This is a genomic window from Streptomyces fructofermentans, from assembly GCF_014651055.1.
GTDB classification, from domain to species: Bacteria; Actinomycetota; Actinomycetes; order Streptomycetales; family Streptomycetaceae; genus Streptomyces; species Streptomyces fructofermentans.
The window spans coordinates 158,874-169,384 of record NZ_BMWD01000009.1; the positions used below are offsets into that span (position 1 = coordinate 158,874).

General features: G+C 74.0%; 10 protein-coding genes. 5 read left to right on the plus strand and 5 right to left on the minus strand.

All coding sequences use genetic code 11. From position 1 onward, the window contains the following. Positions 1 to 5: 5 nt before the first annotated feature. Positions 6 to 1,328, minus strand: coding sequence for a histidinol dehydrogenase (hisD, locus tag IE265_RS15380; RefSeq protein WP_190036107.1), 1,323 nt, complete (start codon positions 1,326 to 1,328; stop codon positions 6 to 8). 214 nt (positions 1,329 to 1,542) lie between these two features. Between hisD and IE265_RS15385 the strand changes: the two genes are divergently transcribed. The 4 genes from IE265_RS15385 (at position 1,543) to ybaK (ending at position 5,809) form a co-directional block, all read left to right on the plus strand. Beyond that, positions 1,543 to 3,123, plus strand: coding sequence for an oxidoreductase (locus tag IE265_RS15385; RefSeq protein WP_190036108.1), 1,581 nt, complete (start codon positions 1,543 to 1,545; stop codon positions 3,121 to 3,123). Between the two features lie 258 nt (positions 3,124 to 3,381). Beyond that, positions 3,382 to 4,425, plus strand: a complete 1,044-nt coding sequence (locus tag IE265_RS15390) for a hypothetical protein (RefSeq protein WP_190036210.1) — start codon at positions 3,382 to 3,384, stop codon at positions 4,423 to 4,425. A gap of 11 nt (positions 4,426 to 4,436) precedes the next feature. Then, positions 4,437 to 5,177 carry an LON peptidase substrate-binding domain-containing protein gene (locus tag IE265_RS15395; RefSeq protein WP_190036109.1) on the plus strand — a complete coding sequence of 247 codons (741 nt, stop codon included), beginning with the start codon at positions 4,437 to 4,439 and terminating at the stop codon, positions 5,175 to 5,177. Between the two features lie 131 nt (positions 5,178 to 5,308). Continuing rightward, on the plus strand, positions 5,309 to 5,809 hold the full coding sequence (gene ybaK, locus IE265_RS15400; protein WP_190036110.1) for a Cys-tRNA(Pro) deacylase: 501 nt from the start codon (positions 5,309 to 5,311) through the stop codon (positions 5,807 to 5,809). Between the two features lie 285 nt (positions 5,810 to 6,094). On the opposite strand, the gene IE265_RS15405 is transcribed toward ybaK, so the two are convergent. From IE265_RS15405 to IE265_RS15420, 4 genes are all read right to left on the minus strand, one after another. Continuing rightward, positions 6,095 to 6,724: an AAA family ATPase gene (locus IE265_RS15405; protein WP_190036111.1), complete on the minus strand. Its 630-nt coding sequence runs from the start codon at positions 6,722 to 6,724 to the stop codon at positions 6,095 to 6,097. A gap of 34 nt (positions 6,725 to 6,758) precedes the next feature. After that, positions 6,759 to 7,601: an ABC transporter permease gene (locus IE265_RS15410; RefSeq protein WP_190036112.1), complete on the minus strand. Its 843-nt coding sequence runs from the start codon at positions 7,599 to 7,601 to the stop codon at positions 6,759 to 6,761. Positions 7,602 to 7,671: 70 nt separating this feature from the next. Beyond that, entirely contained in the window at positions 7,672 to 8,652 is a 981-nt protein-coding gene (locus IE265_RS15415) for an ABC transporter ATP-binding protein (protein ID WP_190036211.1), read from the minus strand. Between the two features lie 148 nt (positions 8,653 to 8,800). Then, positions 8,801 to 10,018, minus strand: a complete 1,218-nt coding sequence (locus tag IE265_RS15420) for an NYN domain-containing protein (RefSeq protein ID WP_190036113.1) — start codon at positions 10,016 to 10,018, stop codon at positions 8,801 to 8,803. 224 nt (positions 10,019 to 10,242) lie between these two features. Here IE265_RS15420 and IE265_RS15425 point away from each other — a divergent pair, with 224 nt between their 5' ends. Continuing rightward, positions 10,243 to 10,422, plus strand: a complete 180-nt coding sequence (locus tag IE265_RS15425; protein ID WP_190036114.1) for a hypothetical protein — start codon at positions 10,243 to 10,245, stop codon at positions 10,420 to 10,422. Positions 10,423 to 10,511: the final 89 nt, after the last annotated feature.

Consider the following 10,511-nt stretch of genomic DNA (forward strand, 5'->3'; position numbering starts at 1 on the left):
GGAGCTCACTTGCCGGGAACCTTCCAGCCGAACCGGGCCTTGATCGCGGCGCCGTGCGCCGGCAGGTCCTCCGCCTCGGCGAGCGTCACCACGTGGTGCGCCACGTCGGCGAGGGCCTCGCGCGTGTAGTCGACGATGTGGATGCCGCGCAGGAACGACTGGACCGACAGCCCCGAGGAGTGGCAGGCGCAGCCGCCGGTGGGCAGGACGTGGTTGGAACCGGCCGCGTAGTCGCCCAGGGAGACGGGCGACCAGGGCCCGACGAAGATCGCGCCGGCGTTCCTGACCCGGTCGGCGACCGCGCCGGCGTCCGCCGTCTGGATCTCCAGGTGCTCGGCGCCGTACGCGTCGACGACCCGCAGGCCCTCTTCGACGCCGTCGACCAGCACGATCGCCGACTGCCTGCCGTGCAGCGCGGGGACGATCCGGTCCTCGACGTGCTTGGTGGCGGCGACCTGCGGTTCCAGCTCCTTCGCCACCGCGTCGGCCAACTCGGCCGAGTCGGTGACCAGGACGGCGGCCGCGAGCGGGTCGTGCTCGGCCTGGCTGATCAGGTCGGAGGCGACGTGCACCGGGTCGGCGCCGCCGTCGGCGAGGATCGCGATCTCGGTCGGGCCGGCCTCGGCGTCGATGCCGATCCTGCCCGCGTAGTACCGCTTGGCGGCGGCGACCCAGATGTTGCCAGGTCCGGTGACCATGTTCGCGGGCGGGCAGGACTCCGTGCCGTGGGCGAACATCGCGACGGCCGTCGCGCCGCCGGCCGCGTAGACCTCGTCGACGCCGAGCAGCGCGCAGGCGGCCAGGATCGTCGGGTGGGGCAGGCCCCCGAACTCGGCCTGGGCGGGCGAGGCGAGCGCGATGGACTCGACTCCCGCCTCCTGCGCGGGGACCACGTTCATGATCACGGAGGAGGGGTAGACCGAGCGGCCGCCCGGCGCGTACAGCCCGACCCGGTCGACCGGCACCCACTTCTCGGTGACCGATCCGCCGGGCACGACCTGGACGGTGCGCGTGGTGCGGCGCTGCTCGCGGTGGACGGTGCGCGCGCGGCGGATGGACTCCTCCAGGGCCGCGCGGACGTCCGGGTCCAGGCGCTCCAGCGCGTCGGTGAGCGCCCGGGCCGGAACCCGTACGGACTCCAGCCGGACCCCGTCGAACCTCTCGGCGAAGTCGATCAGCGCCGCGTCCCCGCGATGATGCACGGCCTCGCAGATCGGACGCACCTTCTCCAGGGCGGCCGAGACGTCGAAGTCGGCTCGGGGCAGCAGGTCGCGCAGGGCCGGGCCCTCGGGGAGGGCGTCGCCGCGCAGATCGATTCGGGAGATCACGTGGCCAATTCTCTCAGACGGGCAACGGGCGCCGGACGGCTGTATCAATCGCTGATACGGGCCGCACCCCGGAAGTCCGCCCGTGGCTCGATTTCGCGGGTCCCCGGCCGAGCGGAAGATCCTCTTCACTCTCGGTGTTCATCCCGTCACCCAGCGGGCATCACATGAACGACTGTACGAAACCCGCGAGTATCCAGAGGGGCGAGGGAAGACCGTGACCGAGGGGGCCGGCATCCGGGCCGGAGACCTGCCCGACGACCTGACCGCCGCCGAGGTCGGCATGTGGCAGGCGTACCGCAACGGCAGCGTGTACGACCTGCGCTCGGGCGACGCCGTCACCGACGATCCGCACGGCGGCCGCCCCTGGGGTCCCGAGCGCAGTGTGCGGGCCAGGACCGTGGCCTGGCTGCTGCTCGACGGGCCGCCCGCGCTGGACGGCCGCGTCGCCTCGCTGAAGCTGACGGGCGTGCAGGTCGTCGGGGTGCTGGACCTCGCGGGCGGAGTCGTCGGTCCGTACGTCGAGATGAAGGGCTGCCGCTTCGAGAAGGAGGTCCTGCTGCCGGAGTCCCGGTTCACGACCGTGCGGCTGGTGAACTGCTCCGTGCCGCGCCTGGAGGCCGCCCGGCTGCACACCGAGGGCGACCTGCATCTGCCGCGCTGCCACTTCCACCGGGGCGTACGCCTCACCGACGCGCACATAGGCACGGATCTCCTGCTCAACCAGGCCGTCGTCCACCGCGACCGGCGCGGCCTGTCGATCGCCGGCGACGGGATGACCGTGGGCCAGGACCTCCAGGCCGAGATGCTGGAGTCGTACGGCGAGTTCAGCCTGCGGGGCGCGAAGGTCGGCGTCTCGCTGAGCCTGCGCGGCAGCCGGCTCGTCAACCCGTCCGGCCGCCGCGCGCTCAACGCGCCGCAGCTGACCGTCGGCCGCACGCTGTACCTGACCCCGGCCGGACTCGGCGACCCGTGGCACACCAGCGGCCGCACGCCGGCGCGCGGCACCCGCGTGCAGCGGTTCGCGTGCGAGGGCGGCATCCGCCTCGACGACGGCCGCTTCGGGGACGCCGTCGACCTCGAGCAGGCAGTCCTGGTCCTGACGGACGACCAGGAGGTCTCGCTGCGCCGCGTCCAGGTGCCCGAGCTGCGCTTCCTCGGCGAACGGCCGCGGCGCGGCAGGATCGTGCTGAACGGCGCGCGGGTGGTCAACCTGATGGACCAGGCGACGAGCTGGCCGGGCGCGGGACAGCTCCGGATGGGCGGCTTCCAGTACGAGAACCTGGTGCCGCGCGGCCCGTTCCCGCTGACCCGCCGACTGGAGTGGGTGGCCGCCGCGACCCCGGAGTACAACCCGGAGCCGTACGAGCGGCTGGCGACCGTGCTGCGCAACGGCGGCGAGGACGAGGACGCGCGCGAGGTACTGCTCGCCAAGCAGCGCCACCGGCGCGAGAACCTGCCGGTCGCGGCCAAGCTGTGGGGGTACGCCCAGGACTGGACGGTCGCCTACGGGTACCGGCCGGGCCGGGCGGCCGTGTGGATGGCGGTGCTGTGGGCCGCGACCTCGGTGGCCTTCGCGCACGCCGCGCATCCGCCGCTCAGGAAGGGCGAGCATCCCCCGTGGGACCCCTCGCTGTTCGCCCTGGACCTGCTGCTGCCCGTCATCGACCTCGGCCAGGTCGGCCACTGGCGGCTGGACGGCGGCTGGCAGTGGCTGTCCGCGGCGGTGGTCCTGCTGGGCTGGGTCCTCGCGACGACGGTGGCGGCGGGCGCCACCAGACTGCTGCGCCGCGGCTGACCCGGAGCCACCGGAACCGGCCCCGCGACCGCACCGCACCGCACCCCGGTCCGGGCAATCTCCCGGGCCCCGTCGCGTCCCGTCCCGACCCCGCCGCAGGCCGCCTCCCCCACCCGGCGCCCAGTCCGGCGGGACCCGGGGGACAGTCACACTTTGCCGGGGCTTGACCATGGGACACGCAACCGGACCACGGTTACGAAAGTGACACCGCTCACCCCCTGGCACCCGTCCGACCTGCGCCTTTCAATAGGCACCACCATGGCACTGCTGCGCGCGCTCCTCCGTACGGCCCGGATGGCTCGGAACACCTCACGCCTCGCCGTCGGGCTGCCCGCCGACGACGAGGTGCTGCTGGACGCCCCGGACGACCGGCTCGGCCCCGCCCTGGTGTCCGCGGGCCGCGGCGAGTACGGAGCGGCGGCCAAACTGCTCGCCACCACCCGCGAGTCGGCGGAGTGGGAGAACCGGGACCGCTACACGGTACGGCTCGCCGCCTTCGCCCGCTCCCGGCCCGAGTGGTTCGACGCCTGGTGCTCCGTGTCGCCGCACGACCCGGACGCCCTGCTGGTCAAGGCGGAGCTCGCGGTGTGCCGGGGCTGGGAGTCGCCCGCCAGGGCCGAACTGCTGCGCCAGGTGGGCCCCCTGATCTCGGCGGCCGCCGCCGGTGACCCGCGCGATCCGGTGCCCTGGCGGATCGCGCTCGACCACGCCCGCGGGACGAACGCGCGCCACACCGAGTTCGAGCTGCTCTGGGCCGAGGCCGTCCGGCGCTCCTCGCACCACTACGGCTGCCACGTCTCGGCACTCCAGTACCTGTCCGCCGCCTGGTACGGCTCGCACCGCGAGTGCTTCGACTTCGCCGAGCGGGCCGCGCAGGACGCGCTGCCCGGCTCGCTCGTCCAGGCCCTGCCGGTGCGGGCCGCCTTCGCCCATCTGACCGAGGGCGGCGGGGCCGCCGTGCCGCGCGGGCGCCTCGACGCCGCGGCGGACCTCGCGATCGCGCTGTCCGAGGAGTACGCGGACGGCGACCCCTGGCCCGCCGAGGTCCGCAACCTGCTCGTCTACGTGCTGGTCCGGCTCGAACGCTGGGAGGACGCGCTGCGGGAACTGCGCCGGATCGGCCCGTACGCGACCTCGTTCCCCTGGGACCGGGTCTCCGGCGATCCGCTCGGCCAGTTCCTCGTGCTGCGCGACGGGATCAGGCTCGAAGTGGCCTCGCGGAGGCCTCTGAGGGCACGCGGCAGGGATCTCCCGCATCCGAGGAGTGGGCGGGGCGGACGTACCGGCTCCGGTGACCATTAGGCTTTCGCGTCGTGACCACCGTCCGGCTCCCCCTCTTCCCCCTGAACTCGGTGCTGTTCCCCGGGCTCGTGCTGCCCCTGAACGTCTTCGAGGAGCGCTATCGCGCCATGATGCGCGATCTGCTGAAGACCCCCGAGGACGAACCGCGCCGGTTCGCGGTCGTCGCCATCCGCGACGGCCACGAGGTGGCGCCCAGCGCTCCCGGCATGCCGGACCCCACGGCCGTGCCGCAGCGCGGCCCCACCGCGGGCTTCGGCGACGACCCCGGGAAGGCCTTCCACTCGGTGGGCTGTGTCGCGGACGCGGCGACGATCCGTGAACGGGCCGACGGCGGTTTCGAGGTGCTGGCCACCGGGACGACCCGGGTGCGGCTGCTCTCCGTGGACGCCTCGGGGCCCTATCTGACGGCCGAGCTGGAAGAACTGGCCGAGGAGCCGGGAGAGGAGGCCGGGGCGCTGGCCGAGGGCGTGCTGCGGGCCTTCCGGCAGTACCAGAAGCGGCTGGCCGGGGCCCGTGAGCGGTCCCTGTCGACCGGGGCCGAGCTGCCCGACGAGCCGGCCGTGGTCTCGTACCTGGTCGCCGCCGCGGCCATGCTCGACGTCCCGGCCAAGCAGCGGCTCCTCCAGGCCCCGGACACGGCGGCGCGGCTGCGCGAGGAGCTCACGCTGCTGCGGGCGGAGACCGCGATCATCCGCAACCTGCCGTCGCTGCCCGCGTCGGAACTGACGCGCGGACCGACGAGCCTCAACTGACGCGGTCCCGGACGGGACCCCGGAGCAAGCCGTCCCGGGTCCCGGACCGGACACCGGAACAACAGGACGCGGAACACCAGGGCACAGGAACCGGAGCGCCGGCTCCGGACCCGGCGACGAAGGCGCAGGTCGTGGCGAAGAAGTCGAAGAAGCAGCAGTCGGGCGGAACACCGGCGACCGTGGCACTGGCCGCGGCGGGGGTCGAGTTCACCGTGCACGCCTACGAGCACGACCCCGCGCACCCCTCGTACGGGGAGGAGGCGGCCGAGGCCATGGGGGTCTCCCCCGACCGCGTCTTCAAGACACTGGTCGCCGACGTCGACGGCGAGCTGGTGGTCGCCGTCGTACCCGTGGCGGGCTCGCTCGACCTGAAGGCACTGGCGGCGGCGGTGGGCGGCAAGCGCGCCGCGATGGCCGATCCGGCGGCCGCGGAGCGCACGACGGGGTACGTGCGCGGGGGCATCTCGCCGCTCGGCCAGCGCAGGAGGCTCCGCACCGTGCTGGACGCCTCCGCGGCCTCGCACGCCACGGTGTGCGTCTCGGCGGGGCGGCGCGGGCTGGAGGTCGAGCTGGCCCCGGACGACCTGTCGGCGCTCACGGACGCGGTGTCCGCACCGGTCGGGCGTGCGTGACCTCTCGACGCGGCGGGGGTTCTCGGCTAAGTACCGAGGACATGTCGAAGAAGACGCGCAAGCGGAAGTGGCGGGTCAGGAAAGGCCGCGCGAACCACGGTCGCCGTCCCGCCTGAGGGCCGTCCGTGGTCCCCTGATCCTCTGATCCTCTGATCCTCTGATCCTCTGATCCCCGGCGGATCGGCGCGGTGCGTCGCGCGCGGTGCGTCGGGCGCGGTGCGTCGCGCCGGAGGGTCGTCCTCGTACAGGGCATACCGGGGCGATCCGGTACCGCGGGCCGTGCGCCTACGGGAGCGGGGGGTACGGCGTGTGGAACGGGTCCGGGTCCCGGGGCGCGAACAGGGCCGTCAGCCCCAGGTGGACCAGCAGGGCCGAGACCGACCAGGCGAGCAGGGCCCCCTTGGCGCTGAGCTCCAGGGGGGCGTCGAAGGTGACGCCCTCGCCGACCTCCTTGGCGTGCGCGACCACGTCCTGGGTGGGGCCGAGCCACACTCCCAGTCTCCAGGCGACCAGTGAGCCGAGGATGCCGCCGACGGTGAGGGCGACGACGATCGGGATGCCGCCCCGGCGGCGCAGCAGGAAGACCACCGTCGCGCTGACCAGGCCGAAGCCGAGCGCGAGCAGAGTGAACGTTCCGTCGACGCCGATCGCCTGCTCCCCCTCGGTGTCCTTGAGGTAGACGGTGGTGCTGTCCGAGATCAGCGGGACGTGCGGCGCGAGCCACCACCAGAGCAACCCGAGCAGCAGCCCGCCGACGGCCGTCGCGACCGTGATGACGGCGGCCTCGCGGACCTCTGTCCTCATACCGGGGCCGTCCTTGCTCGCACCCTGCCCGTACCCGGGGGGCGGCGCCTGCCAGGTGTGGTGCGGGGGCTGGTGGTTCGGCTGCGAGGGCGGAGTCAGCGGTGCGGTCACCCTGCCATCGTGCCAGGCCCGCCCGGCGCCCGCGTCACCGGACGGCTGCCCGGCGGTAGGCCCAGGTGGCGACGGCGAGGGACGCGACGCCCACACCCGCGCAGACGGCGAGGTCCAACAGGACCACGCCCCAGTCGGGATCGGCTCCGAAGGTCAGCCCGAAGGCCTCCACACCGTAGGTGGAGGGCAGCAGGTCGCGGGCGTACTGGACGACGGTCGGCAGCCTGTCCGGCGGCAGCACCCCGAGCAGCAGCGCGGCGGACATCCCGAGCTGGCCGAGGAGGGTGGCCAGCTCGGGCCGCGGCGCGAGGAGCCCGAGCGCCGCGCCGAGCCCGGCGAGCGCCGCCCCGGCCAGCGGGATCACCGCGGCCAGGATCCACAGGTGCGTCAGCGGGAGCTGGAACAGGACGCAGCCCACCACGGCGGTCACGAGCGTCCCGGGCACGGTGAAGGAGGCGTACGCGGCCGCCGCGCCCAGCACGACGGCGGCGGGCGGCACGGGCAGGGTCGCGTAGTGGTCGAGGCCGCCGCTCGCGCGGAGCTGGCCGAAGTACTGGGCGAGCAGGTTGAGCGCGACGAACGCGACCACGAGGACCGAGGAGCCCGCCACCACGGCCCGCGCCTCGCCACCGCCGTCGACGACACCGCGCATCAGGACCATGATCCCGACGGACTGGAAGGTCGCCACGAACAGCAGCGGGATCCGCGCGACCCGCGCCCGGGAGAGCTGTGCCCGGTACACGGCGGCCAGGGCGGGCCACAGACGGGCACGCGCGCCCAACTCGGCGACGGCCCGGACACCGCCCTCGGCGACCGTGACCCGGTCCCTCTGCGCGACGGCGCTGCCGGGCAGGACCTCGGCGGGTACGACACTCACGTCGAGCGGCTCCTGTTCGCTTCGGCTGTCGTCCTGTACCTGTTCCGTACGGCTGCGGGGCGCTGAGCGCTCACGTCTTGACCAACCCCCGTACGTTGCCGGCGCTGCCGCCCAGCGCCAGGTAGACGTCCTCCAGGCTGGGGGTGGCGAGCGTGAAGTCGTCCAGGGCCGCGAAGGCGGCGCCGCCGGTGACGGCGGCGACGGCCGCGCGGGCCTCCTCGGGGGCCAGGCGCAGCGCCCAGCGGCGGCCGGACTCCACCGCGCGGTCGCGCAGCGCGGCGACCTCGGGCACGTCGAGCGGCGCCCGCTCGCGCCAGACGAGTTCGACGCGCACCTCGCCCGCCACCTGCTCCTTCAGTCCGGAGGGCGTGTCGCAGGCGATGACGCGTCCCCGGTCGAGGACGGCCACGCGGTCGAGGACGGTCTCCGCCTCGATGACGTTGTGGGTGACCAGCAGGACGGTCGTGCCGTGTTCGGCGCGGCGCCGGTCGACGGCGCCCCAGACGGCCCGCCTGGCGACGGGGTCCATCCCGGTGGTCGGTTCGTCGAGGACGAGGAAGGGCCGGGCGCCGACGAGGGCGCTGGCGAAGCAGGCGAGCCTGCGCTGGCCGCCGGAGAGCTTCTTCAGCGGCCGCGAGGCCAGGGCCGTGAGCCCCAGCTCGTCGAGGACCGCGTCGCGCTCGGACCGCGCGCTGCGCACGTCGAGGCCGCGCAGCCGACCGGTGGTCTCCGCGGCGAGCGACACGGTCAGCTCGTCCAGCGCGGACGACTCCTGGCCCAGGTACGCGAGGATGCGGGCCGCCCGCTCGGGGTGGCGCACGATGTCGTGCCCGAGGATCTCGACGCTGCCGCGGTCGGGGCGCATCAGCCCGGTGAGCTGGCGTACGAGGGTGGTCTTGCCGGCGCCGTTGGGTCCGAGCAGCCCGAAGATCTCGCCGCGCCGGATGTCGACGTCCACTCCGTCGGTGGCCCGGACCTCGGGTGTGGCGGGTGTCCCACGCCGTCCGCGCACCGCCGGATAGGTCTTCGTAAGATCCCGCACCGCGCACACGACTTCCCCACCGTGCCCGTCCGGGACTGCGTGTGCGGTGCGCGTACTCACGAGGATTGAGAGTACGGGGTCGCGGCGGCAGTGGCGCGCGCGGGGCACCAACCGGGCGCAAACCGGGACACGGCACGTGCGTTCGTACCGCCCGCTCCTACTCTCCGGCGGGGGCGTGCTCGGCGGTCGTGCGGACGTCGATCTCGCGCCAGAAGCCGGCCCGGATCGCGTAGCGGTCGTGCTCGTCGATCTGGTCGTCCTTGTGGGCGAGGAGCCCGAAGCGGGCCGCGTAGCGCAGCAGTTCCCCGTCGATCCGGTGCGGCACCCGGGGGTACATGGCCGAGAGCTTCTGGAGCTGGGCCGGGTCCGACAGGCGCCCCATCCAGCGCCGCGCGAAGACCTGGCCGACCTCGTACGGATCGCCGCCGACGGTCGTGATGTCCTCCTCGCGGTCGGCCCACCGCTGCTCGGCCGAGGTGAGCTGGGCGAGGGTCGGCAGCATCGCGGCCTCGGCGGACTCGGCCGCGGAGCCGGGCCGGTCGACCCACCCCTTGTCGGAGGACCAGCGGAGCGTGGCGTTCGCGGGATGCGGGGGCGCGTGGGCGCCGGGGGCGCGCAGCGCGGCCAGGTCCTTCGGGGTGGGCACGCCCTTTGCGGCCGGGGTCCGCTCCTCCGAGCCGTTCTCGCCGGGCGCGGCCTGCGCGTGCTCGGTGTCCCGGGCGGAGCGTTCGCCGCGGCCGGGCAGCGCGGACTCGGGCAGCGGCGCGGACAGGATGGCGGCGATCTCGGGCCGCGGCGCGGGCGACGGCGCGCAGATCCCGCCGAGGTCCTTGGCCCGTACGGCCTTGGTGATCCAGATCCGGTCGAGTACGCGCCGCTCGTCGGCCTCGGCGACGAGGTCCTCGGACTGGTTGTAGTCGCCGTCGGCGGCCTGGACGGCCCACAGGTGGACGGCGACCCCGTGCTCCTTGGCGGCCATCATGCCGGGCAGCAGGTCCCCGTCGCCGGTGACGAGCACGATGTCGGAGCAGGCGCGGTTGCGTGCCAGTTCGGTGAGTTCGGCGTGCATGGCCGCGTCGACGCCCTTCTGCGCCCAGCGGCCGTCGCTGCGGGTCAGCGCGCCCAGGCGCACCGTGACCCGCGGCATCACGCGAAGTCTGCGGTGCTCGGGCTGGGGCACCCGGTCGGGGGCGCCGTCGAACCAGTAGATGCGCAGCAGGGGCCGTTCCGTGTCGGACTCGGCGCGCTCGCGCAGCCCCTGGATCAGGGCGGCGTGGTCGACGGTGATCCGGGACCGCGAGGGCTCCCCGGCGAGGAGACTGGCGGCGGCCCCCAGCAGATACCCGGCGTCCACCAGGACGATGCAGCGGTCCACGCGGTCCACCCTCTTTCCGGGGGGTTTGCTTCGGGCTTCCTTCGAGTCTGCCCGACCGCGCGGAGGTTAACGGCCGGAACTCGATCTTCGGCGTGGCGGATCGGGGAGTCACCCGCCGACAGTGCTTATTACGCACGGTAATTCTCCGACATGCGTCGAATGTCAGCCTATGTGAGTGTGGTGGCGTCCCTGGCCCCCAGATCACCCTCAGGAGGCAGATCACCATGGCCAAGAACAAGAACCGAAAGCAGGGCGGCCAGCAGGACCGCTCCTCGCAGGCGGAACGCGCGCAGGAGCAGGCACAGCGGTCCTCGGCCGAAGCACAGCAGTCCCCCATGTCGCACGCGCAGGGCAGCCCCGCCGACGTCGCGCGCAAGCACCAGCGGCGCTTCGGCCACAACTGAGGCCCGCGCGCATGATGCCGAGGGCTTCCGGAGCTGTCGCGGGCCGCACGGCCCGGTCGGACGCCTGAGCCCGGACATGCCAGTGGGGG